The 26,336-nt window shown below is 42.1% G+C and carries 24 protein-coding genes; 1 reads left to right on the forward strand and 23 read right to left on the reverse strand.

The window, feature by feature from the left end; translation table 11 throughout:
* Window positions 1-19: 19 nt before the first annotated feature.
* Window positions 20-757, forward strand: coding sequence for a tyrosine-protein phosphatase (locus AAEO56_RS03925; RefSeq protein ID WP_341695721.1), 738 nt, complete (start codon window positions 20-22; stop codon window positions 755-757).
* 36 nt (window positions 758-793) lie between these two features.
* Here the strand turns inward: AAEO56_RS03925 and AAEO56_RS03930 are convergent, their stop codons facing one another.
* The 23 genes from AAEO56_RS03930 to cysD all read right to left on the reverse strand — a co-directional run bounded on the left by AAEO56_RS03930 (window position 794) and on the right by cysD (window position 26,334).
* On the reverse strand, window positions 794-3,190 hold the full coding sequence (locus tag AAEO56_RS03930; protein WP_341695722.1) for a GumC family protein: 2,397 nt from the start codon (window positions 3,188-3,190) through the stop codon (window positions 794-796).
* A gap of 1 nt (window position 3,191) precedes the next feature.
* Entirely contained in the window at window positions 3,192-3,959 is a 768-nt protein-coding gene (locus AAEO56_RS03935) for a polysaccharide biosynthesis/export family protein (RefSeq protein WP_341695723.1), read from the reverse strand.
* A gap of 112 nt (window positions 3,960-4,071) precedes the next feature.
* Window positions 4,072-5,922: a polysaccharide biosynthesis protein gene (locus AAEO56_RS03940; protein ID WP_407934947.1), complete on the reverse strand. Its 1,851-nt coding sequence runs from the start codon at window positions 5,920-5,922 to the stop codon at window positions 4,072-4,074.
* 211 nt (window positions 5,923-6,133) lie between these two features.
* Window positions 6,134-7,264, reverse strand: coding sequence for a DegT/DnrJ/EryC1/StrS family aminotransferase (locus AAEO56_RS03945; RefSeq protein WP_341695724.1), 1,131 nt, complete (start codon window positions 7,262-7,264; stop codon window positions 6,134-6,136).
* A 198-nt stretch (window positions 7,265-7,462) separates the two neighbouring features.
* On the reverse strand, window positions 7,463-8,116 hold the full coding sequence (locus AAEO56_RS03950; protein WP_341695725.1) for an acetyltransferase: 654 nt from the start codon (window positions 8,114-8,116) through the stop codon (window positions 7,463-7,465).
* Window positions 8,117-8,153: 37 nt separating this feature from the next.
* Complete coding sequence (locus tag AAEO56_RS03955) at window positions 8,154-8,930, reverse strand: SDR family NAD(P)-dependent oxidoreductase (protein ID WP_341695726.1); 777 nt, start codon at window positions 8,928-8,930, stop codon at window positions 8,154-8,156.
* The gene (locus AAEO56_RS03960) at window positions 8,927-9,985 is read right to left on the reverse strand and encodes a 3-oxoacyl-ACP synthase III family protein (protein WP_341695727.1); all 1,059 of its coding nucleotides are present in this window, start codon (window positions 9,983-9,985) and stop codon (window positions 8,927-8,929) included. Before AAEO56_RS03960 ends, AAEO56_RS03955 begins: the two co-directional genes overlap by 4 nt.
* A gap of 2 nt (window positions 9,986-9,987) precedes the next feature.
* The gene (locus AAEO56_RS03965; RefSeq protein ID WP_341695728.1) at window positions 9,988-10,212 is read right to left on the reverse strand and encodes an acyl carrier protein; all 225 of its coding nucleotides are present in this window, start codon (window positions 10,210-10,212) and stop codon (window positions 9,988-9,990) included.
* 12 nt (window positions 10,213-10,224) lie between these two features.
* Window positions 10,225-10,839 carry a sugar transferase gene (locus AAEO56_RS03970; RefSeq protein WP_341695729.1) on the reverse strand — a complete coding sequence of 205 codons (615 nt, stop codon included), beginning with the start codon at window positions 10,837-10,839 and terminating at the stop codon, window positions 10,225-10,227.
* Between the two features lie 50 nt (window positions 10,840-10,889).
* The gene (locus AAEO56_RS03975) at window positions 10,890-12,047 is read right to left on the reverse strand and encodes a glycosyltransferase family 4 protein (RefSeq protein WP_341695730.1); all 1,158 of its coding nucleotides are present in this window, start codon (window positions 12,045-12,047) and stop codon (window positions 10,890-10,892) included.
* Window positions 12,034-13,197, reverse strand: a complete 1,164-nt coding sequence (locus AAEO56_RS03980) for a glycosyltransferase (RefSeq protein WP_341695731.1) — start codon at window positions 13,195-13,197, stop codon at window positions 12,034-12,036. The genes AAEO56_RS03975 and AAEO56_RS03980 overlap by 14 nt, the downstream gene beginning before the upstream one ends.
* 9 nt (window positions 13,198-13,206) lie before the next feature.
* The gene (locus tag AAEO56_RS03985; RefSeq protein ID WP_341695732.1) at window positions 13,207-14,307 is read right to left on the reverse strand and encodes a glycosyltransferase; all 1,101 of its coding nucleotides are present in this window, start codon (window positions 14,305-14,307) and stop codon (window positions 13,207-13,209) included.
* Window positions 14,297-15,433: a polysaccharide (de)acetylase gene (locus AAEO56_RS03990; RefSeq protein WP_341695733.1), complete on the reverse strand. Its 1,137-nt coding sequence runs from the start codon at window positions 15,431-15,433 to the stop codon at window positions 14,297-14,299. Before AAEO56_RS03990 ends, AAEO56_RS03985 begins: the two co-directional genes overlap by 11 nt.
* Window positions 15,433-16,554, reverse strand: coding sequence for a polysaccharide (de)acetylase (locus AAEO56_RS03995; RefSeq protein WP_341695734.1), 1,122 nt, complete (start codon window positions 16,552-16,554; stop codon window positions 15,433-15,435). The genes AAEO56_RS03990 and AAEO56_RS03995 overlap by 1 nt, the downstream gene beginning before the upstream one ends.
* 12 nt (window positions 16,555-16,566) lie before the next feature.
* Window positions 16,567-17,862: a hypothetical protein gene (locus tag AAEO56_RS04000; protein ID WP_341695735.1), complete on the reverse strand. Its 1,296-nt coding sequence runs from the start codon at window positions 17,860-17,862 to the stop codon at window positions 16,567-16,569.
* 14 nt (window positions 17,863-17,876) lie between these two features.
* Window positions 17,877-19,037 (reverse strand): glycosyltransferase family protein, encoded by a 1,161-nt coding sequence (locus AAEO56_RS04005; RefSeq protein ID WP_341695736.1) that lies wholly within the window; start codon window positions 19,035-19,037, stop codon window positions 17,877-17,879.
* Between the two features lies 1 nt (window position 19,038).
* A complete protein-coding gene (gene murB / locus AAEO56_RS04010; RefSeq protein WP_341695737.1) occupies window positions 19,039-19,899 on the reverse strand; it encodes a UDP-N-acetylmuramate dehydrogenase in 861 nt (286 codons plus the stop codon).
* A gap of 15 nt (window positions 19,900-19,914) precedes the next feature.
* Window positions 19,915-20,778: a sulfotransferase family protein gene (locus AAEO56_RS04015; protein WP_341695738.1), complete on the reverse strand. Its 864-nt coding sequence runs from the start codon at window positions 20,776-20,778 to the stop codon at window positions 19,915-19,917.
* Between the two features lie 5 nt (window positions 20,779-20,783).
* Window positions 20,784-21,296 (reverse strand): serine O-acetyltransferase, encoded by a 513-nt coding sequence (locus AAEO56_RS04020; RefSeq protein WP_341695739.1) that lies wholly within the window; start codon window positions 21,294-21,296, stop codon window positions 20,784-20,786.
* A 23-nt stretch (window positions 21,297-21,319) separates the two neighbouring features.
* On the reverse strand, window positions 21,320-22,570 hold the full coding sequence (locus tag AAEO56_RS04025) for a UDP-N-acetylglucosamine 1-carboxyvinyltransferase (protein WP_341695740.1): 1,251 nt from the start codon (window positions 22,568-22,570) through the stop codon (window positions 21,320-21,322).
* Between the two features lie 11 nt (window positions 22,571-22,581).
* Complete coding sequence (locus tag AAEO56_RS04030; protein ID WP_341695741.1) at window positions 22,582-24,027, reverse strand: lipopolysaccharide biosynthesis protein; 1,446 nt, start codon at window positions 24,025-24,027, stop codon at window positions 22,582-22,584.
* 45 nt (window positions 24,028-24,072) lie between these two features.
* A complete protein-coding gene (locus tag AAEO56_RS04035) occupies window positions 24,073-25,332 on the reverse strand; it encodes a sulfate adenylyltransferase subunit 1 (protein WP_341695742.1) in 1,260 nt (419 codons plus the stop codon).
* Window positions 25,333-25,428: 96 nt separating this feature from the next.
* Window positions 25,429-26,334, reverse strand: a complete 906-nt coding sequence (cysD, locus tag AAEO56_RS04040) for a sulfate adenylyltransferase subunit CysD (protein ID WP_341695743.1) — start codon at window positions 26,332-26,334, stop codon at window positions 25,429-25,431.
* Window positions 26,335-26,336: the final 2 nt, after the last annotated feature.

The following is a 26,336-nucleotide window of genomic DNA, read 5'->3' on the forward strand; positions in this document are numbered from 1 at the left end:
TAATTTAAACCGAATCACTTTGTTTTTATTCAATAAGCCTAAAACCCGCCTCGCTGACCTGATACCCGACGGCTATGTCGATATACATTCCCACCTGCTTCCCGGCATCGATGATGGCGCAACAGATGAGGAAAACTCGCTGACGCTTATCAATACCCTTAAGGGCTATGGTTTCTCGCAGTTTATAACAACGCCACACGTATTGACGGGAGTATGGAACAATACAAAACAGGGTATCACTGCAAAAGAAGCGGCTACAAAAGAATTTTTAGGAACAAAGGACATCAAAAACCCTTTTAAGGCTGCTGCCGAATACCTGATTGACGACACATTTCAGAAATTGCTTAAAGAAGAAGAGCTGCTGACACTTAAGGATAAATACGTCTTGGTTGAAATGTCTTACCTGAGCCCACCGATGCAATTATATGATGTTATCTTTGAGCTCCAGCTTGCAGGCTATAAGCCGGTGCTGGCGCATCCTGAACGCTATATGTTTTACCATTTTAAGCAGGATGAATATAGTAAGCTCAAAAGAGCCGGCTGCCTGTTCCAAATAAACCTGCTATCAGTAACAGGGTATTACGGAAAACCGGTATTCGAGGTCTGCAAAAAGCTTCTTGACAACAATATGATCGATTTTGCAGGATCAGACACCCATCATGAGCGGCACACAGACGCTTTTAAAAACCCGGTCTTGTTAAAGCAAAACGACAATTTGATAAAGGCATTAAACAACAATTCCCTTTTTAGCGAGTAAAAAGGGAATTGTTGTTTTAATACTGTATCGATTAGATTATTTCTTTCCAAATAATTTTTCTCTCCATGTTTTTGGCTTTTTGACATCCTGTCCGTAGCCGTAACCATAACCGTAGCCATATCCATAACCGTAGCCATAACCGTAGCCGTAGCCATAGCCGTAACCCTTATTTTGATTCGTATCATTAAGGATGGTGGACATGTTAGGCAGTTTGCCTTCTTTATAAAGCGATTCCGGCAATGCAAGCATACGCTTATCAAGGTGGTTGGCACGTACAACATATACAAAGCAATCCGCAAAACTAGCAATAATGATCGTATCCGTTACAAGGCTCACCGGAGCGGTATCTACCACTATGTAATCGTATTCTGCTTTAAGGTCGTCAAACATCTTTTCTACTTTAGGGCTCATCAATAGTTCCGCAGGATTCGGAGGAACGATACCCGGAGGCAGGATAAACAGATTGTCAAAACCTTCGACATTTATAATGTAAGGCAGGATATCCGTATCCCCTGAAGAAAGGAAGTTGGTAATACCTTTAGATGGCAATGCAATATATTCATCAAGCTTAGGGTTCCTGATATCAAGCCCCACTAATAGTACCTTCTTACCGGATAGCGCAATTGTCGATGCCAGGTTGACAGAGATAAAAGTCTTACCTTCTTTAGGTATCGTTGATGTTACAAAGATCGTTTTGGCGGTACCCTTGGCAACCCCGCTAAGCATAAACTCCAGATTGGTGCGTATAATCCTGAGAGATTCCGCTGTACTGGACCTGCTGTGTATATTAACAAGTTCATTTGTTTCGGTCTCAAACCTTGGAACGTCACCCAAAAACGGCACTGATAATTTTTCAAGGTCTCTCTGGCTGTGTATTTTAGAATCAAGAAGGTCTGCTACATAAATGAAACCAAACGGAATGATTAATCCTAAAAACAACGCTGCCAGATAAATAACTTTTGTTTTTGGTGAAACAGGGATATTTTCGGCAAGGCCTGCATCAATGATCTTGGCGTTAGGCGCTGTAGATGCGAGAGAGATGGCGGTTTCTTCCCTCTTTTGCAAAAGGTAAATATAGAGCGCTTCTTTCAGGTTCTGCTGGCGCGCAATGGATTTGTATTCCCTTTCCTGTGTTGGCACATTCGAAATTTTACCTCCCAGTTTTCGCTGCTGCTCCATAAGGTCACGCTTTTTGATGTCGAGACTGGCTTTTAACCTGTCAAGATTTGATATCACGTTATCCTTTAAGGCTGCAAGCTGCGAATCCATCTGCAGCATCATCTTATTTTCAGGCCCGGCGCTTTGCGCCATACGGGTCCTCTTAAGCATTAATGAATTGTATTCATCTATGAGGGTCGGGGTCGTGGCATTATCCTGTGCAGTACTGGTAAGGATATTAGCCGGTATAAGATCTGTTTTCGAAGATGTATTTACATAGTCTTTTAGCGAAGCAACGATCCTCAACTGCGTTTCTGTTTCGATAAATTGTTTTTCAAAATCAGTAGCGTTTTGAAGGAATATACCCGCTTCAGATACTATATCAGTAACGCCGTTATTCTTTTTATAGCTTTCGCCGCTTTTTTCCACGTCACCCAATTCATTGGTTATCAAACTGAGGCGGTCATCAATAAATGCTGCGGTATTTTTAAATACTTTGTTTTTATCTTCAATAGCGTCGCGGTTATAATTGCTGATTATCGTATTAAGGAAATCTTCAGCACGTTCTTTTACCGCATCAACTATAGTCAGTTTTACTACACTGGTTTTTTCATTAACCAGCTCTACGATAAGCTTGCTTTTAAAGCTCTCTGTTGTCTTTTCAACCGGCTCTATGAAAACAGACACTACAAACTTTTCATTGGCGGGAGTCTGGTTCACTACGGTAAAATCTCCTGTTTTACGCCTGATCAGCTCTCCAAATTTATAGTTGCCTATCTTGTTATCTTCGCCATCAAGAAGGAGAAATTTATTATCCCCTTTGTATTCTACTTTATACTGGCTTAGTTTTATAGAACTTTTGTCCGCAAGGATCACCTTAATAGGCGATGTCTTATACATGTCAACGGTTTTAACCGTACCTTCCTTAATATAGCGTATATTCAGCTCCAGGTCCCTAACAGCAAATTCAGAGATCGTCCTTGATTTGATAACCTCGATCTCGTTATCAACGGTACTCTTAATACCGCTCATCATATCCATCTCACTAAGAGCGGCAAGGTCGGCAACCATACCACCTTTTTTGTCATCCTTTACCAAAATCATAGCAGATGCACTGTATTTTGGAATACTGTAACGCAGGTAGATAAAGGCAAGTGATAATGCAATGGCAATGCTTATTACAAACCACGGCCATTTTGACAAATACCTGAAAAATGTATCTTTTAACCTGAAATTTAAATCTGAGCTTTCTACAAACTGGGATTCGTTTTGCATATTATCGTGTGCTTAAAGCAATTATAGTAACAAGAAGTGAAACAGCAGAAATACCAATAGTAAGGTTAGGACCTACAACTGACGAATTTACCCTTGTCTGGTTTGGTTTAACATATACTACATCGTTCTGGGACAGGTAATAAAAAGGACTATTAACGATATTAACATCCGTAAGGTCAACATAATTAATAGATTTTATCCCTTGCTTTTCCCTTATGACCATTACTTCTTTCCTCTTGCCATAAATGGTCATGTCGCCAGCCATACTTATAGCTTCAAGGATGGTAGCCCTGTCGCTACCCATCTGTAGCTGTCCCGGTCGTAAAACCTCGCCTATAACAGATACTTTAAAATTCATCACCCTTAAATTTACACCCGGATTCGCAATGTGTTTTGCGAGGAGGCCCCTGATCTTGGCTTCCGCGTCAATACGGGTCAATCCAGCCAGCTTAATTATTCCAAGGCCGGGAAAATCGATCTCACCATTTTGGTTAATCAGATATGTTGTCAACGCACTACTGTTACTCGCATTGTTAAGTCCGCTACTTTGAAGGGAGAGGTACATAATGTTAAATGCCGCTGCCAACGATGGCTCATCAGCTGTAACCGTTATTAGGAGGTTATCATCCGGCTGCAGCAGGTTGGCATATTTTACTGCCTCAAATTCAGCTTCTGACCCTGAATTATTAAGATACAAGATCTTTTTGCTGGATGCACATGATGTTACTACCAAAGCCAGTGTAAGAAAAACAATTACTTTTTTTAACATTTGAAAAAAATTAGTGGATATTCAACTCGGCCTTTACCGATGAATTTGTTAAAAATCTGTGCAAAGATAATTTTTTATTATTAGCAAATAATTAAATTTACATAAATAGTTATTATACTACTTTTTGGTCAAGAGACGCAAATTCTGAATTCATGCTTATGAATTCCGGAACTATCTGTTTCATTTTCACCACAATATCGTCATTGGAGTATTTTTCAGCTGTACTTATCAAATCGTCGGTAAGCCCTCCCAATTCATTAAAGTTTTCAAATATCTCCTGTGCTATCATAATTTTTTCATGGTGCGTCGGAAGGGTTTTTGCTGTATCATTAAGCAGTTCCTCGTAAAGCTTTTCTCCTGGACGGAGGCCCACAATCTTAATCTCAATATCCTTGTCAGGAATGAATCCGGCAAGCCTGATCATTTTTTTGGCAAGGTCTATAATTTTAACCGGCTTGCCCATATCAAAAATATAGATCTCTCCCCCCCTGCCCATAGCGCCGGCTTCTAGTACCAGCTGGCAAGCTTCGGGTATTGTCATGAAATAACGTATAATATCGGGGTGTGTAAGCGTAATTGGACCGCCGGCTTCTATCTGTTTTGTAAACAATGGCACGACAGAACCGTTAGAGCCAAGTACATTACCAAAGCGTGTCGTAATGAATTTTATTTTGGAATTGCCGTCTATAGTTAATTTGTGGTGCAGCGACTGAACGTATTTTTCGGCTATGCGCTTGCTTGCCCCCATTACATTACTTGGGTTTACAGCCTTATCTGTAGATACCATCACAAAGCTGTCTACCTTGTATTCAAAGGACAGATCGGCAACATTTTTGGTCCCAAGTACATTCACGAAAATCGCCTGAGACGGGTTCTCTTCCATCAATGGTACGTGCTTATAGGCAGCGGCGTGGTAAACCACATCCGGCCTGTATTTTTTAAACACTTCATTTAATGCTGTCCTGTTCCGCACATCCGAGATTACCGAACAAATATTGCTATTGGTATCTACTTTCTGCATTTCAAGCGACAGATGGTGAAGCGGAGTTTCCGCCTGGTCCAGCATAATTACATTGGTAGGATTAAACTGTATAACCTGCCTTACGATCTCACTGCCAATAGATCCTGCTGCACCGGTAATCAAAACCGTTTTGCCTTTCAGCTGCGACGATATCATATTATTATCCAGCACTATCGGCTTTCTTTCAAGCAAATCCTGTATCTGGAAATTTTTAACTTTTTTGGATATCTCTTTCTGGTCTTCCCAGTCTGTGATCAGGGGAACCGTATATACCTTGTAGTTGAATTCAAGGCATTCATCCACTATAGCAAGCTTCTCGTCTTTAGAAAGGCTTTTGTCGGCTATTATAAGCGCCTCAGCCTTAAAAATACGCATCAGCACAGATATCCTCTTTTTATGCTGCAATATCGGCAGGCCAAGGATCATCTTGGATTTATTCTGGCTGTATTTATCTACAAACCCTACAAGCTTGAACCTTGTTGGTATTTCCGATTTTAGCGCGTTAGCAACCGCTATAGCATTGGCATCGGTACCGTATATAATAGCCTTTACAAGGTTTTGGGATTTCGACGAATTAAGGTAATTCTCAAAGAACTGCTTAATCAGTACCCTGTATATAAACAAGCTGGTAAACGAGAATATCGCATTAATAAACAAACCTATATTAAGGTATAACAGATCGCCTGTAGTAGATTTATAAATACTGTTGAAAGCCAGCAACAAAGTCGCCGAAGTAAATTGTGAAAAGAATATTTTTACGGCATCAATGTAGGACGAGTGCCGTATTATACCGGAATATGTCCTAAATGCCCTGAAAGAAAGAAGGCTTACAAAAAGGTAAACCGGAATGCTTATAATATAAAGGTCAGGCTTTATATATAATACCCCCGTCCTGTGGATCACCAAATAAGTCAAAAGCCCGGTAATAGAGATTACAAGCAAATCTATTAAAAGTATAATCCAACGGGGCAGATAACCTAAATTGTTGACAGTGTGCCACAACTTGGTATTATTAAGAGCATGATTCATAGCTCCGGCTAAGTTCTTTTTAACTTTCTTACTCACAATTACTATTTATTCAGTCATTTATGTATAATACCCCATAAATATAGCAATTCTGCTACACTTTGGCATTTTAAATCAGAAAAAAATCTTAAAAAAATGAAGTAAGGACATTTGCTATCCTTTCTTTGTCTTCAGAAACAAGATTTGAACCCGATGGAAGGCACAATCCGTTTTCAAAAAGGTCTTCCGCCACCTTTCCTCCATAGTACGGATAACCTTCAAAAATTGGCTGCATGTGCATCGGTTTCCATAACGGACGCGACTCTATGTTGTGCTTTTCCAGCTCAAGCCTAAGGTCTTCACGTGTTTTTCCGCCTTTAGGATCAACAAGAATAGCGCTTAACCAGTGATTCGATTTGTAATCGCTGTCCGGTTCATTAAATACGGTAACATATTCGTTATCTTTAAATATATCGGTATAGAACTGGTTCATTTCCCTTCTCAGGTTAATGTGCTTCTCTAAAACTTCCATCTGCCCGCGCCCAATGCCTGCGCATATATTACTCATCCTGTAATTATACCCTACTTCGCTGTGCTGGTAGTGTGGGGCATTATCTCTTGCCTGGGTAGATAAAAACACCGCTTTGTCTTTCACTGCTTTGTTTTTAGCTACGAGGGCACCACCGCCGGATGTGGTTATTATCTTATTTCCATTAAATGACAATATTGCAATATCACCAAAAGTACCGCATTTCTGACCTTTGTAGGTGCTTCCCAATGCTTCGGCACTGTCCTCAACAATAGGGATATCATATTTTGCAGCTACCGCTTTTAGCGCATCAGCTTTAAAAGGCATGCCGTACAGGTGTACGCAAATTATTGCTTTTGGCTTTTTCCCATGTTTAATACGGTCGGTGATCGCTTCTTCAAGGGCTACCGGGCACATATTCCATGTATCGGACTCGCTGTCTACAAAAACAGGGGTTGCTCCTACATACATGATCGGGTTGGCCGATGCCGAGAAGGTCATGCTCTGGCATATTACCTCATCTCCGTGTTTTATATCCAGCAAAACCAGGGCTAAGTGTATCGCCGCAGTTCCGGAACTCAGTGCAGCAACGTGCACATCTTCATTAAGGTATTTCTCAAGATCCTGCTCGAAGCCTGTAACGTTTGGCCCAAGGGGCGCTACCCAGTTGGTATCAAAAGCTTCCTGAACATATTTTTGCTCTGTCCCACCCATGTGCGGAGACGAAAGCCATATTTTATTTTCTGCCATCAGAATAAATTAGTTCAAATTGTGAAACAAATGTAATGCAAATTTATAAGCCTTTTTTGATTATAATATTATAATATTACAACTCTAAAGATGCCCGGTTGCTTAGTACTTTCGGGCATTTTCCGTATTATCAGCCGGTAACGAATACTAAGATAAAAGCCGTGCCCGAAGGCACAATAATTAAATATTACCTGTATGTTATGTTTTAGGTATCGCTAAAACTTTTTCCTTAAAGCGATGGAAATAGGTAGTATCATCTTCGATATCGCGGTCTATTATCATTCCGGCAGCGATCTTATTGCCATTGCCTATAGTCACCTTAGGGATTGAAGCTGAATTTATGCCAAACAGGTTTCCGTCGCCAATGGTGGTAAATCCTGAGAAACAAACGTTAGGGCTTATAAAGTTATAATCGCCAACCTTTGTGTCGTGGCCCATGCTGGCACGCGAATTTATAAGGGTGTAGTTGCCTATTACTACATTAGGGCCTACATTTACATAAGGACCCATAACAACGCCTTCGCCTATTTTTGCCGATTGCGAAACATAGGCTAACGGATGTATGAATGTAAGGAAGGATGCTCCCCTTCCAATAAAATCTTCTGTGATTTTTTTCCTGTAGGCAAGATTGGCAATTCCCATGATATACTTAGCATCCTTATCTACGATATGGTTTTGTATATCACCCAAAAAAGGCCCTGAAAACGAATAAACACCATAGCTGCCCTCATTATCATCAATAAAGCCAGCCACAGTATAGTCCTGGTTGCCGTTCAGCTTGTTGGCATAGGCAATGTATTCGTCAATTTCTGCGGCATGCCCGCCTGCTCCAATTATAATAATCCGGATCATGATAGTATTTAAAGGTTTCGGTTTCTAAAAGATATCGTTACTGTGCGGTATAACCCCCGTCTATTTTCAGGTCGGCACCGGTTATCCACCGTGAGGCATCGGACAAAAGAAAAGCCGTTCCCTGGGCTATATCCTCGGGTTGGCCAAGGCCAAGTGGGTGAAGCCCCGTAACATAACTGAGCTTTTCAACATCCTTGCTATACTCAGACGACATCGACATGGGTGTTACTACAACTCCCGGGGAAATAGCATTGAAGCGTACCTTTTTAGCGCCATATTCTACGGCTAAAGATTTTGCCCCTGCAATCAGCGCGCCCTTACTCATTCCGTACAGCGATTTGCCGACTTCCCCTACAGAGCCCATAACCGAGGCTATGAACACAATACTCCCACCTTCAGTGGCAATGTTGGCCGGTTTACATACAATTTTGGCCAGGTTCATGGCAGCCACGACATTGGTACTGAAAACTTCCTGCATTTTCTGCACCGATAATGTACGGAACGGAATTGTAGGTGAAACACCTGCACAGTTTACCAGGCCATGTATTTTGCCTTTTTGTGCAACCACTTCCTTAACCACATCGGCTACGGCATCAAAGTCATTGATATCAATGCTGTAGGCGATATGGTTTTCCGGAGTAGTAAGCGCTGCAACCGTTTCGTCAAGGCGTTCCTTATTCCTGCCCAACAGGATAACGGTGGCCCCCAGCCTGCTGCACAAAATTGCTATTTGCTTTCCGATGCCCGAAGTGGCTCCGGTAACTATTATATTTTTATTTTCTAATGCAAACGCATTAAGGTCGGTATTCATCATACTTCAACTAGGTCACTTATATGGCAGTCTTTTGTTTTTATAATGGCTGAAGCCCATGACATGCCCACTCCAAAGCCGCAAAGGTATAATTCCTTCTCGCCCTCCAGCTTATCCTTCAATTCTGAAACAATGGTAAGCGGTATGGAAACCGATGAAGTATTCCCAAATTTTGCTACCGAAGACGGCACTTTTTCTGTTTCCAGCTTAAGTTTCTTCTGCAGGTATTCGTTCATGTAATTATTTGCCTGGTGGAACACAAAAAAGTCAAGCCCGGAAATCTCTTTTCCTGAGAAAGCCAGCGTATTTTTTATATCCTTAGGTATTTCTGCCAAAACAAAATTAAATACATCGGCGCCATTCATGTAGCCATGCTCATCAGTACGGATATTACCATACTCATCAACTACTTTTTCGGTAAGGCTTTCAGGTGTGCTCGGGTTGCGGTAACCGCCTGCATCCATTTTTATCAATGAAGATTTGGAACCGTCTGAGTTAAGCGAAAACCAGCTTGGTCCGAATGCCTCATTTCTTTCTACGATAGCAGCAATACCGCCATCGCCAAAAAGGAAAGCTGTTTTCCTATCCTTCGGGCTGTATACCCTCGAACGGGTTTCGCCATCAAGCAACAAGGCTTTTCTCAGTCCCTGCTGTTGCATGAACCCATAAACGATAGAAAGGCCATAAACAAATCCGGAGCAGCCAAGGCTCACATCAAATGCTATGGTGCTTTTATTAAGGCCAAGCCTGTCCTGCAAAATGATAGACGTTGCAGGCATACGGTAGTCCGCTGTCTGCGAAACAAAAACCAGTACGTCGATCTCTGACTTGTCAATCTGCATATCGGCGATTAGCTTTTCGGCAGCATGGAAGCAAAGGTCGGAAGCACAGGTCCCCTCTTCGGCAAACCTTCTTTCAAATATGCCTACCTTGTCTACGATATCCTTAACATCTTCGGCGGGAAAATATTGGGTATATTCGTAGTTATTGATCACGTTTTTAGGAACAGCTGCTGCCATTCCCGTAATCCCAATATTTTTAAACTCTAGTAAAGCCATGTTTATTCGGTTGGAACTACAGCATTATACAAATCCCTTACGGTAATTAATTTTGCGAATTTTGCATCCTCGATCTGAACATCGAACTCACTGTCCAGTACCGCTATAAGCGATAGCCTTGAAAGCGAATCCCACGTATCGTAATCCCTGAAATTATCATCAAAATTAACTTCCTGGTCTTCCATTTCCAGCGCTTCTTTTAAAGCGTCAATAAATTTATCTTCCATAATGTATCTTTTTTAGTTATCGTTTTTTGTTCCTGTAAAAGGGATCGTTGTAGCAACACCTTCCGTGTTGATATCGCTTCTCTTGACCACTTTTAAGACTGTTAAATATAGTGTTTTAATATCTAAGCCCAAAGAAAGGTTGTCCACATAATAAACGTCCAGCTCAAACTTTTGTTCCCAGGAAATGGCATTTCTGCCGTTTACCTGTGCCCAGCCAGTAATACCCGGACGCACCTCGTGTCTTCTGGCCTGCCTTTCGTTGTACAAAGGTAAATATTTTACCAATAGCGGCCTTGGCCCTATAAGGCTCATATCGCCCTTAAAAACATTGATCAGCTGCGGAAGCTCGTCTAATGATGTTGAGCGTAAAAATTTTCCTGTCGCCGTTAACCGGTCGGCATCAGGCAGTAAATTCCCCGATGCGTCTTTCAGGTCGTTCATCGTTTTGAACTTGATAACCCTGAATACTTTGCCTTTCAGCCCGGGGCGTTCCTGTGTAAAGAAAACAGAACCCCTGTTGCCGAAATAAAGGAATACAATTATTATAAGCAAAAAAGGCAGTAATAGTATCAGCGCAAAAAACGATGACAGAAAATCAATAAGCCTTTTAAAAAAATGTCTGTACATTTTATTTGGGTTTTATATCCAGCAGTAAAAACCGCCATTATGCTATGCTTTTACTTAGCTGTATGTTCATATATATCCTGCATCCCTTTCCAGATCGTTTCCGACCTGAAATTTTGTGCCCACTTCAGCCCGTTCTCACCAAATACCTTAATTTCTTCAGGATGGGTATGGAAGTAGCGCATCATATCAACGAGTGCGCCTATTTCATGCGGTGGCACAAACTTGCCGTTAAAGCCGTTTGAAACTGCATCCTTACATCCTGTTGAATCCGTCGTAATGATCGGTATACCCGTAGCAGCCGCCTGTATAAGCACGTTGCCAAAGCCTTCCCACCATGCCGGCAGTATAAAGGTATCCATCAGGGAAAGGAAATACGGCACCTCGTTATGAGGCTGCAATCCTGCCATGACTATACCCGGATGCGCATTGAATTTATCGATCAGGGTTTTGTCGGCTATCTGGTCCCAGTAAGGCGCCCCTACTACCAACAGCCTGGTATTCTTGTTTTCACTGTGATATTTATCAAATGCCTCGTACAGTTCTTTAATCCCTTTCCTGTCTACGATCCGGCCCACAAAGCCGAAGACAAAATTGTCGCCAAGCTTATAGGTTTCGCGCATTCCGGCAAGTTTTGCCTGCTCATTCTGACGGGGGTAAAAAATATCCAGGTTTATACCGTTGCTGCTTCCACGCCCTATGGTAAGCGTTTTTTTGGCAGTGAATATCCCTTCTTTAATCCCCAGGTCCTTTACAGAGTTGCTTATGCATATTATTTTGTGCGCGCATTTTGCCGTTACCTTCTCCAGGCTGATAAGGAATTTCCTCTTCATGCCTTTCTCATGCTCAAAGCGGAAACCGCGGCAGGTATAGATACGGAATGGCACACCTGTCATCTTCGCGGCTATCATTCCCAGCAGGCTTACTTTTGGAGTTCCAAAATTAACAATATCCGGCTTTACTTCCTTCAATATTTTTTTTATCTGGAAAAGGCTTTTCAAATCCTTAAGCGGGCTGATTGTCCTCTCAATCTCAATCGGCAATAGCTTTGCACCTTCTTTTTCGATAAATGCACGCGTACGGTCGGTACCCGGAGCCATAAGGTAAACATCATACCCCTGGCTTACAAAATACTTCAATTGCCCGTGGATCAATTCAACACTTGCATCGGCAGTTATACCTATGATGAGCTTTTTCCTATTTAATTCCATAGTCTTGTTTAAACGTATCGTAAAAATCTTCCCTTCTTTTATTCAGGCCGTTTACTTCATAAGCTTTTGACTTTTCAAAGTTAAGCTTCGCCTGTTCAATTAAAAATGGCTTATCGAGGGATTTTAATATTTTGCACATCTTCGAAATACCACCTTTAGGGAATATACAGTCCTTGGTTAAAAGCTCCGGTATTCCGCCAGCCGTTGTACCTAAAGCGGGACAGGCAAGGCTCATCGCTTCTATTACGGCCCTTGGCAGTCCTTCCTGGCGGCTCGGCTGAATGTATATATCAATAGTTTTAAGGAACTCAAATACTTTATCGTGGGAAAGCGGCCCTACGATTTCTACAAGGTCGGCAACATCAAGTTCTTTTATCAGGTTTTGAAGCCTCTCCTGGTTGCCCTGACCAACGATCCTGTATTTAAATTTAACGCCTTCTTTTTTCAGTTTTGCTACGGCCTGGATCACATCGGCCTGTCCTTTGTACAATACATCAACGGCTGCAACGGTACCTATGGTGAGGATGCCATTTTGCTCATTAATGTGCTTTATCCTGTCTGCCAGGCTCTGCTCGTTTATCTCGTTCAAAACCACATTCGAGCAGTTGGTCGATTTTCCATTCGTTGGGTAACGATTCTGTAAAAACTCACTGGTTACATAAACCGTATGGGTGGCTTTACTAAGCAGGCCTTTGTAGTAATAGTATTTAAACGGTGCGAGTATTTTTCCCTGCCAGTTATAGTTCCACAAGGCATCCCACACACAGGCAACCATCTCTGTGAGTACCGGCTTGTTGAGCTTCCGGGCATGTTCAAAAGCGATAGAACCCGAAGCACTTGGAAGGCGCACCACGATCACATCATGGGCCTCAACGGCATCTTTGATTATTTTTATTGCTTTCGACCTGTTTTTATAAGCGCCAAGCGACTTGAAATTAGGAAACTCTATAAAGTTGAAATTTTCCCTGTCGATTGCCGAGTACCGTTTCGACTCACTTTCATCAATGTGCCTGAGCCTCATTAAAAAAGTTACCTGCTCCCCTAAATAAGCATATCTGTCCACAAGGGCATTCTTATAATGTATGCCAAAATATTTACCCTGAGTATCCCTGAGTATCGGTCCGTCATGAACAAATAACACTTTTCCCATGCTTTATCCTTATTGTAAATTTTCTTTAAATATCCTGAACTGTATCTCTGCATCAAAATTCTCCGAGGCAAACTTCTGGTACGTGAATTTCTCAGGATTTTGCTTTAATTCCAGTATTTTTTGCGTTGCCGCCGGTACATCCGTGGGACTAACAAGGCTCTTCATGTCATTCTCAGGCATACACTCCACAATTGGGTTGATGTCTGATGCTATAATGGGCAGCCCGGATATCATCGCTTCGATCAGGGCATTCGGCTGGCCTTCGGTAACCGAAGGAAAGAAGAACGCATCGAACGCTTTGAGGTATTCCGGTATGTTGGACTTAAAGCCCAAAAACATAATATCTTTTTCTATGCCCAGCTTTTGGCTGTATGGTATAAGCTTGTCGGTATCATTGCCTATCAGCACAAAATAAAAATCCTTATCGGCTTCTACCAGCTTTTGGGCAACGTCCAGCAGAAAAAAATGATTCTTTGCTTCTGCAAAACGCCCGGTGTGGCCCACTATAAATTTATCCTGCGGCATGCCAAGCTTATCCCGAAGCTCTTTTTTATCCATATGCACATTGGCAAAATTGGCTACCCCTACCCCATTCCGTATTACCTTGAAACGTGGATCGGCCGGGTATTTGTCACCAAAAAAGAACTTTAGCCCCGATACGGAGTTAGCAAAAATATGCGTACTGTATTTGTATACCAGCTTATTCAGGAAATTGGTATAAGCTACCCTGAACGCCGTCTTTTTAAAGTGGTGGCTTCCCTGCCTGTAAAATGTTATCCTTTTTTTAACGCCTGCCATCTTACTTAAAAGCATTGGCATGCCCGCAAAATTGGCGTTGAAATCGCATACTACATCAAACCTGTTCTTTTTAAAGAAGCTGTAGTAAGATACCATTTTTCGCGGCTCAAAATAACCAAGCGGCATAAACAGCACCTTAGATCCGGTTGCCAGATAATCATCGTAGAGTTCCCCCTTTGCATTTTTCCTTACAATCACAGTTACATCCATGCTGCTGCCGAGGTAGCCTAAAAATCGTAACAAATAGGTTTCTATTCCCCCTGCATTTAAGGATGGGATCAGGAAACATACTTTTGTCTTATTATTTTCCATTATGAATTATATCGGCCAATTGGTCTGAGCTCATAAATTCTGCATCAGGCCATTTATTAGTGATCCGTTCTAAAAGGTTATGCAACATTGCAAGGTTTTGTTCCCTGTTTTCAGGAGCAATAGCGCCTATGAAATTAAGCCTGTGACTGGCAATGATAGCAGGCTTTTTAAAGAAAAAGGAATTTTCGATATCCTTAATGCAGCTTCCCACATTATCAAAATTGCGGGACATCTGCGATGGCTCAAATAAGCAGTTCCTTACCAGGTATATCTGGCCCAGTTCGTTCTTCTTTCCTGTGCTTACCGGATAAAGCCTTATACCGCCTTTCTTCGTGTCGTCCGGTATTTTTTGGTATTTCATACTCTGGAAAGCCGTCACCCCGCTTTCAAGGAGGGTTGCATTCAGTTCCGGCGACCAGGTATAGTTATTGGCAATAAATGTCTTTGACCTGAAATTAAATATCTCCTCAAACAGGTTGAGCCCTTCCTGGATGGATTTTTTATAATACGCAATATTATCAGCTTTATCAGAGCTGTAAGCAGCCTGTACATTATAAATGTCTTTGCTGTGGAGATTTTTCGGCACACCCCAAAAACCGGCTTCAAATGCATCGATGAATATCTTATTATTACCCTTCAAGGCTTCAAGCCATACGGGAACGTTCAAATGTTCCCTCCCGTGGTATTGCGGCCTGAAGATATTAGCATTCATCCCCTCGTGCCATTTCCCGAACACATCTTCATCGGGGTAGTATTCTTTAAGCGTCGTTGTAAACGGCTTATACGAATATTGGGTAAACCCTGATTGTTTTATCGCACCAAAGTCAGGATTGGCAACGACGGTGTTGGCTGTAAAAACAGGATGGTTACCGTTCTTATCTTTAAATTTGAGCAACACGCTGAACAAACGGTCTAAATCTTCCGTATTGGCCAGTGTGTCATATTTGCAATACGGATTGGACAGGATATTGTAGCCGGACTCCTGGAAAGCATCCCGTACCTCTTTATTAGGCATGCGGATACTGCCCCAGTCGTCACTGTCGATAACAACGATCTTACGGCTGGTCTTCCAACCCTTACTGTTGGTAAGGCTCCTGTTTAAAGCGCTTTTAAACTTATTCAGCATTATGACCTGTGATCGTTACGTTTAGTAATAATATCCCCAAGTTCTGAAGATGTCATGAATTCAACGTCAGGCCATTTTTTAACTATGGCGGTCAAAAGCTTGTGCAGTTGCTCTAAGCCTTTGTCCCTGTTGGTAACATCCAGGCTTCCTATAAAATTGATCCTGTGCGAGCTGATAACCGCAGGCTTTTTCCATTTGAAAGCGGTTTCGATCTCGTAAAGGCAGTTGTTCACTTCGTCTTTGGATGAACCAGAAGGCTCAAAGAAAGCATTCCTGGTAATATAGGTCTGGCCGTGGCTGTTTTTCTTGCCGATGTGCCTGAAGTTTTTCTTTGTCTTTCCTTCCCCCAATGGCTCTACCTGTACTTTAGGCGAAGACATATAGATAATGCCGCTGTCGGCTGCAACTTTTTCCAATTCGTTGTTTAATGGCCCGTTCGGCGGAACAAAGAACTGCGCTTTAACGCCGTGCAGCTTTTCAAAAAGGGCAAGCCCGTCTTTCACTACTTCTTTCTGCATCGCAAGATCTGAAGCCAGCTCAAGGTCAAAGGCTGCCTGGAAACCGATCTTGCCGTCTTTCCTGTTATAGCCCCATATATTATTATCAAAAGCAACCAGTGCTTCTGAATCGCCGGACTTCAGCGCCCTCAGCCAGGCCTGGATATTTAAGTGCTCCCTTCCATGGAATTCCGGTACAAAGACGTTTGCTTCCCTTCCTTCTTTCCATAAAGGGAATGCGTCTGCCTTATTGTAGCGCTCGAGGGTTTTGGTAAACGGCTCATAATGGTATTGCTGGAAATTACCAGCTTTTATCTTGTCAAAATCCGGGTTGGCTACAAGGCTAACCGCAGTCATTTTCGCCGATTTATTATTGCTGTCCTTAACACTTGAAAGCGTTTCAAATAAAGCCGTCAGGTCTTCTTTTGAGGCAAGAGTATCATACCGGTTATACCTTCCTCCGTGGCCTTTATCTACAGACAGGCCTGCTTTTACTAAATTTTGGTAGGCTTCATTCGAAGACATCCTTATGCTTCCCCAGTCATCCGATTCAATGACAACAATTTTACGGTTCGACCTCCAGCCCGGAAGATTAGAAAAGTTTTTGATTAATTTAGACAGCATAGTATATTGTTTTTATAAAAATTCACCTATCATTTCCCGTATGGAAACATTCATGGTACTATCAAACCAGCCTATAAAAGGCAGGCCCAGGATGAAGATACTTGACATTACCAGAAGCTCTGAAACGAAAAAGACCATCTTAGGTACAAATATCAGGATGCAAACCCAGTTCAAAAAACGCATCAGCCTGGGGTTGCGAGTATCACTAAATGAAAATGCTCCCCGCAGGGCCATTATCGTGACGACCGCGAGAATATAAATTACCGCATTGGCCATGGTGCGGCTGTAGAAGGCGTAGGAGAACGCCCCGAAATTTGCGAGTGTTGCCGTTAAAAGCCCCGTCGCAAACAGGCCGACTTCCAACTGGGTCATTTTCTTTTTAAAATAACCGCTCAATATCAATAGTAAAGCAAAGGCGTGACCGCCATAATATACCGCATCGGTTTTACCATACTTGGCATACCATACAGAGTTACCTGCCTCCATACGTACCGCAATCGGGTCAATACCTTCACCCGATTCATCCTGGCGGTAGTAGGCGCTTACCTTGGTTTCAGCAAGGGAGTTATCCTGAGATGCATCTACGATATTTCCAGGGTCAAAATTGGTAAAGAAAGAAATAAGATATAGTCCTATAATTGCTTTAGCCGGGATCTTCTTTACAAAGAGCGCAAAAAATGCAGGTATCCCGATTACAAAGTAGGCAAAGTGTATCAGGGGCGCACAACACATGAGGAACAGGTATTTTCTCTTACCTGTCTGGTGATAACCATAAACCCCATTAAATAGAACCCACATCCCCGTCCATGTACGAACCGTCTGGAAACTTGTAACACTCCGGTGGATAATAAATAATATGACAATGAGGAGTATCGGCAATGCCAGTTTACGCCCTCGCTCCCAGACCAATATCTTAGACATTGCCTTGACATAGAAATACCCATAAATAAATGCGACAATTGGGAAAAACAAACCATGCATTCCCAGTATACTGGCAGAAAAGAATGCCAGAACGTGGGCATACACGTCGTTCGGCGAACCTTCAAGCGGGGAAAAAGTAATGATATGCTCTAACCTCAGGAAGAATTCTGAGAACGACATGTGGTCGTAATTATTCAAAAGCCTCATGTAAGCAGCAGCATCGGCACCCTCACCATATTGTAGCAGCGAACCGTACATTACAATGAAGAGAATGATAACCAGCTTCTTATTTTTCCATTCCAAATGCTTTACAGCACTGAACAGCCCAATGACAGGAGAAAGAAAAAGCAGTGCTATTGATAAGCCTTTTGTCTGATTTGATCTCATTAAATACTATAAGCCTATTTGCCTAACAGGAATTTCACTATGTAAATTAAATTCTTTTTAATTAATGCAAACCGGTTCGGGCCTTTTTTAACAGCATAATCATAAACGGCATTGTATTTAGTAACTATGCCACCTGTCCCGAAAAACTCGGTAAACAGGTCGAGCGTCTCTTTTCTTGCCGCCTCATATTTCGTTTTATCCTGTATCAGCGCTTCGATATTGGATAAATTCTTATCTACATGCTTCGTTTGAGCCTTATTCCTTTCAGAAAAATTCGTACTGAAAAGCTCATCAAAATTTTCGGTATTTACCAGCATTGGGTAATTCGCGTTCTCAACAGGTGTCAGGGAAGGTATGCCAAGCGACGTTGCTTCCATAAAGCTCCTGCCCGTGCCTACAACGAAATCGGCAAGGTATAAAAAGTCGGAGCCTTTTGCAGCCCTCTCATCGGTTATATATTTTACAGGCAGGTTTCTGTCAGAGGCCTGTTTCATAAGGTTCTCAAAACGTGCCTTATCCTGTATGCGGCCGATAACGATCAGCTCAACCGGATATTTTTTGGATAGTTCTTCAATCAGGTTAAAAGTATCCAGAAGTGTTTTTTCATACGCCCCGCCAAGCCTGCTTATCCTTACGAAAGTGATCTTGTTTGGGTCTTTTTGCTCCACCCTCTTGTTTTCTTCAAGGAGGTCAAGTTTTCTCACCCTGTTCGGGATAATGAAAATATCTTGGTTTTTGTAATTCTTGTTTTTTGTGAACCAGTCCTGATTCTCTTTACTGAAAACAACAATGGCATCAGCGTGCTGGTAGTTGCCTCCCGAAGGATTTTTACCGCCGCATTTATTTAAAACAACAGGGAATTTTGACAATGCTGATGTCGGCAGTATCCTGTTGAGGGAATGCGTATCGAAGCAATGCACCACATCCGGGCGGAAGTTTTTTACAAAGCTTTTTAATTCCGAATTTAATTTAAATACGCTTTTTAAGCCCTTGCCTACTTTGATATGTTTTTCAAAATAGGGATTGGTCATGATAACCGGGCTCGAAGCAGAACCAAGGGTAAGTATCTTAACGTTGTGGTCTTTCGCCATTTCAATGCTTACCTGGTTCAGCGAGTTGTAGTGCCCGCCTACTCCGTTTCCGCCATCATTCGAAATTAAAAATAATATATTCATGTTATATGATCCTTTGTTCTATTTCTAAATCAACGTTAAAACGCTCCCTTACTTTTGACTGTACGTGTTTGATAACACCAATAATATCCTCTCCGGTTGCATGGTCTACATTTATAATAAACCCTCCATGCTTTTTAGATACTTCAGCGCCACCTATACGGTATCCTTTAAGCTGTAGTTCGTCGATCATCGGGCCTACATAATACCCCGGGGGCCTTTTGAAAACACTTCCGGCATTCGGGTATTCTTTAGGCTGTTTTGCCCATCGTGCTTCCTTAACCGTTTCCATCTTATTTTTGATCTCATCTGCATCTCCTGGCTGGAGCTGTAGCCAAACCTTTAATACAACCTGGTTGGTCTCACGCTGGAAAAGGCTGTTCCTGTATTCATAGCCAATATCAGCCTTATAAATTTCTTTTACCTGCATATCGGCAAGGTCAAGGTACCTTACTTTTACGAGTATATCTTTTATCTCTTCGCCGCTGGCACCTGCGTTCATAACAACAGCGCCGCCAAGCGAGCTTGGAATATCATAGAAAATCTCTACGCCCGAGAGTGAATTTGCATGAGCAAACTCTGTAAGCTCTATTGTGCTTACCCCTGCCTCGCATACCACTATATTGCCTTCTTCAAGGGTTATAGACGAATAGCTCTCGCCAACGATTATAAAATCTTCTTCATAACGATCTTTAGAGAATATTATATTGTAGCCACCGCCGATGATCACTTTGTTATCAAGGCCGGAGTCTTTAAATATTTCTACAAAATCAGCTTCATTCTCAGGGAAAAACGCCCTTTTGCATATTGCTTTTATCCGATAGCTGTTATAATTGGTCAGGTCGAAATTGTTCTCTATCTTCACTTTATTCTGTTTAAATTATTTTTTCCCGATTTTCGCTTCAAAATCAGATTTAACCTTTTCAAAGAACTGAATATCATCTTTCAGTTCGGTTTCTTCTAAAAAGATTCGGGTATCCGGGTTCATTTTAGGAGGACGAACCTCTTTCCTGAACTTATACAAAAGCCTTCTGCCGATACCTTCCATACCCAGCTTTTGCAGAAATGCCGATACCAGCACTATTGCGTGGCTCGTTGGAATTTTTGCAGGGTTCCTTGGCAGCTTAGAAAAGTTCAGTTCCTCTACATCATTGATCCTGGCTACGCCTAAGAAATCCAGCACCACATTAACCGACTCTTTGGTGTGTGATGTCAGGGATTCAAAATCGAGTATCAGGAGGTTTTTATCGGGCACTACGCCAACGATATCCTTAAACTGTTTCGCATACCTGCTACGTTCCAAAAACGAGTAGTGTTTGAAGTTGTGGTAGGATTTATTTATTTTTTCAGGCTCCTTTTTCAGGGCTTTCTCAAAGTTCAGGTACTCCCTTCCCATCCCGTACTGGTGCCAGTATAGCGAATAGGTACGCTCGATCGGGTGCCTTAGCACAAAGATAAGCTTCATATCCGGGTTGTGCTCCAGGATCTTTTTTACGCTGCCGGGGTTAAAATTAACGTCGGCCGAAGTCTGGCCGATAACAGTCCCTTCTTTTTTATCCTTAAGCGCTTTTTCAAACAAGCTTAAATACCATTCTTTGCCACGCTTAAAAATCCTGTCGTCATCAAAATAAGCATGATCCATGTTCCGGTCTATAATTATTATATCCGGATGGTTTAAAAGCAGGTTGTTCAAAAATGTCGTGCCGCTTTTCATAGCGCCACCAAGTATAAAATCTGGAACCATAGTATCTATTTTATTATTGCTGGAATACCTATTGCTGTCGAATTATCGGGTACATCTTTAAGTACTACCGAAAACGCACCAACCCTTGAATTTTCGCCAACAGTGATGCCCCCAATTATTTGTGCCGCACTGAAAATTTTTACGTTAGACTTAATATGGGGATAGGCTTTCGTATCCGCCCCTTTACTACCGAGCGTAACATTTTGCCATATCATCACATTATCCTCTATAACCGACCCAACACCGATAACAATGCCCAACGGGTGCGGGAATTTTATATTCTTACCTATTTTGGCCTGGTAGGATATATCGCAGGAATATCTCGTCAGCTGTTTTTTCTTCAAATACATGATAATGATATTGAAGAGTATATTCCTCCTCTTCGACAGGTAATGCCCAATCCTGTAATTGAGTATCAGCCTGAAGGACATGTTGAACCAAAAGCTCAACAGCTTCCGGTGCGGCCCTTTTTCACTATAATTATTTAAGTCCTGGGAAATAAGTTTGAATATACTCACAGCTGATCAATTACGATTTCCAGTTATACCAGTTCCAATTTTTTGCCGCCAAGAGCCTGTATCTTTTCAGACAGGTTTTCATAACCCCTGTAGATCTGCCAGTCTTCTTCAATAGTAACCACTTCGTCAGAAGTCATCCCTGCCAATAGCAGTGCGATACCTGCCCTAAGGTCTAATGCCCTAACGGTTCCGCCTTTTATCGGGTTGCCACCGTTGATGACAAGCATATCTCCTGATACATACGAGTCAACACCAAGTTTTGCAAGCTCCTCAGCATACGCATACCTGCCCGGGAAACGAAGGTCAACAATTTTAGATTCTCCTTTAGACATAGCACCATACACAGCAAAAAGCGGCTGCATATCAGAGTTGATGCCCGGGTAAGGGCCTGTGCTTATCTCAATAGGGTAAGCATTCCCGCCTTTTACGATAAGGCTTGTATCGCCTTTGTAAAACTTCATTCCGCTTTCCCTAAGGTACACCAATGGCACTTCAAGGTGCTCATACGGGAAATTCTCAATTTCTACTTCTCCGTTTGTAATTACAGAGCCGATAGCCCATGTAAGCGCTTCCATATTATCCGGTATTACCGCATGCTTGGTACCCGAAAGGTAATCAACGCCTTCAATTTCGATAGACCTTTGTCCGAATACTTTAATTTTGGCGCCCATTTTATTAAGCATATCAATAAGGTCCATAATTTCTGGCCTGATATGCGGGTTGAATAATGTCGTTTTTCCTGATGCTAATGAAGCGGCAATAATTGTATTTTCTGTAGCACCGGTAGAGCGCATTGGCAAATGAATCTCTGCACCGTTCAGCCTGCCTGTCTTAGCTTTTGCACACAGGTAGTCTCCTTCTTCCCATACTTCAGCTCCAAGTTTTTCAAGAAGCATTACGTGCAGGTCATATTTTCTTTCGCCCAGCTTACAGCCACCCGGTAACGGAACTTTACCTTCGCCATATCTTGACGTTAATGCACCCAAAATCAAAAGGGTATTCCTTATCGACCTTTCATCCCATATAAGCTGGGTTTTGATCGCTTCGGCACCTTTACCTATAGCTACTGTATCATCAATGCTCACCACTGTTTTACCAAGCGCTTCGAGCATCTTCAAATGCACCTGCACATCAAGCAGCCCATTTGGGAAGTTGGTCAAAAATAATGTGTCTTCTGTCAGAAGCGACGCTGCTAACAAACGCAGGGAACTGTTTTTTGCCCCACTAACCTTAACAAGGCCGTTTAATCTGGTTTTAGATATAGATAGTGCCATAATAGAATATATTATCGTTTAAATTTGGAAATTTTTTCTTTTATTACTTTCAGGTTATTAGATAACACTGTAAGGCTTTCATGCTTAATAAGGTACAAAAACAAGCCATTACAAACCACGAATCCTGCTGCATAAGCCCAGTTGTTTATATCCTCCCTGAAAAGGTGGAAAAACAACAGGAATATACCGAAGATTAAATTGGGCAGCAATAATTCCTTTACCTGCTTTGCAAAGCTTATCTGGAATTTGGATTCCATTACAAACGCATAAATAAAGAATACCAGGGTTGCCACTATTACTACGGCATAAGCAAAATTGACTATCCCGAAAAAGTAGCCGAATATCATTGGTGCAAGCTTTAGCAGGCGTTGTATGAGGCCAAGCTTAAACCTTAATTTAGAAAATCCTTTAGCAAGGACTGCCTGTGCCATCATTCCCGTTTGCGGTGTTGTAAGCGTCGAGAATAACAATATCTGGAAAAACACAATACTTGGCGCCCATTTCTGCCCCAGCATCCCGATAATGATCTGGTGGGATAAAAAGTAAATAGGCCCTACCAGCATTACTGTAAGCCCGGTGACTACATTGAATATTTTATGGTATATCTGTTTAAATGCCTGAAAGTCATCCTGCAGCGCGCTCAATGCCGGAAACATTACTTTACGCAGGCTGTTTGTGGTATAGGTATCGATCTGTGCCCTTAACGAATCTGCACGGGAATAAAATCCCAGTGTAGATGGTGAAAAGAACTTACCCACAAATATGGTATCGATCCGGTTAAATATCTGCCTCAGTACCGAGTCTAAGAAAATATAGCTCGAATAGCTCAGCAGCTTCTTTACTTCTTCTTTTGAAAATTCCAGCTTTGGTGTCCATCCTGTAGAAAACCAAAGCAATATGGTAGAGGTTGTAATCGTTGTAATTTGCTGTACAACGAGGCTGTACACCCCAAAATCGCAATAGGCAACGGTAACACCTGCTATTCCGCCTATTACAGTAGCGGTAATGCTCCTTATGGTAAGGCTGCGGAAGTCCATCCTTTTACTCAGAATGGTAGCCTGTACACGCCCCAGTGCCGCAATTATCGGTATAAGGGCGAGATAGTATAAGATGTACCGTATTTCCGGCTCGCCATAAAAATCGCTGACGTAAGGGGCTACCAGTACTATAATTAAGGATAATAACGAACTGATACCGAGATTTACATAAAAAATAGAGGAGTACGCAATGTCTTTAGTGTCCTGTTGCTGTATGAGCCCGCTCGTAAAGCCAACGTCGATAAAAACCTCGGTAATACTAATGAAAACCATTGCCATACCGATGATACCAAACTCTGCGGGAGAAAGGAGCCTGGCAAGGATAATCGATATAAATATACCTGCAAACTGCCTTAACACAGACCCTGTAAGATCCCATATCAGGCTCTTCTTGGTTTGGTTTACTATTTTTTTACTCAACTTTTTGCGTGTTCAATATTACTCAATCGTATTCATTTGGGATGCTTATGCAACGATCATCCCTGCTGCAACCGTTTCGTTAGTGCCTTCATCTATAAGGATAACGCTTCCTGTATTGCGGTTATCGCGATAAGGATCGATCATTACATTTTGTGCCGCACGAACAGTTACACGCGCAATATCGTTCATAGTAAGGTCTTTATCCTCATTATTACGCTCATACGTGTTGATATCAACTTTATAAACAACATTCTTAATAATAGCGCGCTGCTCGTTAGACGTGTGCATCAGCGTATATTTTGCTCCCGGTCTTGCAGGCTGGTTGTTCAGCCAGCACAGCATCACATCAAATTCCTGCTTCATTTCGGGCTGGTTGTTTTTCTTCACGATCATATTTCCCCTGCCAACATCGATATCATCTTCCAGTGTAAGGGCTACAGACATAGGCGCATAAGCTTCTTCTACCTCTGTTTCCCCTGCGTTGATGGATTTTATTTTTGATGTAAACCCTGAAGGCAGCACAACAATTTCATCCCCTACACGGTAAATACCGCTTGAAATCCTGCCGGCATAACCCCTATAGTCTATAAATCCTTCACGCTGCGGGCGCAATACGGTCTGTACTGCAAAACGCGCGTCTATTTTATTGATATCACTGCTGATATGAAGTGTTTCCAATACATTCAGCAACGCAGAACCCTCATACCAATCCATTGATGTAGAACGGTTCACCACATTATCGCCGTCCAGTGCACTGATAGGGATAAAACGAACGTCTTTTACATACAGTTTCGAAGAGAATTCCTCAAACTGTGCAACAATATCATTATATACTTTTTCCGAATACTCAACAAGGTCCATTTTATTGATACAAACAATAATATGCGGAATCTGCAGCAGCGAAGCAATGAAAGCATGCCTCTTGGTCTGCTCGATAACACCATGGCGCGCATCGATAAGGATAATTGCCGCGTTGGCGGTAGATGCACCCGTCACCATATTCCTTGTATACTGGATATGCCCGGGAGTATCTGCTATGATAAATTTCCTTTTTGGCGTGGTAAAATAGCGGTACGCCACATCAATAGTGATGCCCTGCTCGCGCTCGTCCCTAAGCCCGTCTGTAAACAATGCAAGATCTACCCCTTCATGGCCCTTCCTTTTGCTGGTCGCTTCAATCGCTTCAAGCTGGTCTTCAAAAATAGATTTGGAATCATATAGTAAACGGCCTATAAGCGTGCTCTTTCCGTCGTCTACGCTTCCTGCTGTGGTAAATCGTAATAGCTGGTTGTTATCTATCTGCATTTTATTAATTCGTTTAATTGTCTTTGCCTTATGCGGCTATATAAGTTAAAAGAATAAAAAGATTTTTGTATCTGTTTATGTTTCTGAAAGCGGATGTTAAAAATATCCTTCCCTCTTCCTGTCTTCCATTGAGGATTCCGAACGCTTATCGTCAGAACGGTTGCCCCTTTCGGTATGGCGCATCGTAGATACTTCTTCCACGATTTTATCCAAAGTATCCGCATCAGACTCGATACCTCCTGTGATCGTAATATCGCCCAGTGTCCTGAAACGGATCTGTTTTGAGATAATCTCTTCTTTTGGCTCCAATACCAGGAACTCGGAGTTTGGAATCCATGAATCGTTACGCCAAACCACTTCGCGCTGGTGCGCTAAATATAAAGACGGGATCGCTATGTTTTCCCTTTTTATGTAATTCCATACATCCATTTCGGTCCAGTTACTGATAGGGAATGCCCTGAAATGCTCGCCCTGGAAATGTTTGCCGTTAAGCAGGTTCCAAAGTTCCGGACGCTGGTTTTTAGGATCCCATTGCCCAAACTCATCCCTGTGCGAGAAAAAGCGCTCTTTTGCACGAGCTTTTTCCTCATCACGCCTGCCACCGCCTATAGCGCAATCTATTTTATTAGATTCAATCGCATCAAGCAAAGTAGTAATCTGCAATGCGTTACGGGTTGCGTTTTTTCCACGCTCTTCTGCAACCCTTCCCTTGTCTATTGCTTCCTGAACAGAACCAACAAGCAGGTTTACGCCAAGCTCCTTTACAAGGTCATCGCGGAACTGCATTGTCTCCGGGAAATTGTGCCCTGTATCGATATGCAAAAGCGCAAAAGGTATTTTTGCAGGATAAAAAGCTTTTTTAACCAAGTGGGTTACTAATATAGAATCTTTTCCTCCCGAGAACAGAATAACAGGATTTTGGAATTGTGCCCACACTTCGCGAAGTATATAGATAGCTTCGGATTCTAATTCATCTAAATAATTTAAATAATATTTGCTCATTG

This window comes from Flavobacterium arundinis (genome assembly GCF_038289855.1).
Classification (GTDB): domain Bacteria; phylum Bacteroidota; class Bacteroidia; order Flavobacteriales; family Flavobacteriaceae; genus Flavobacterium; species Flavobacterium arundinis.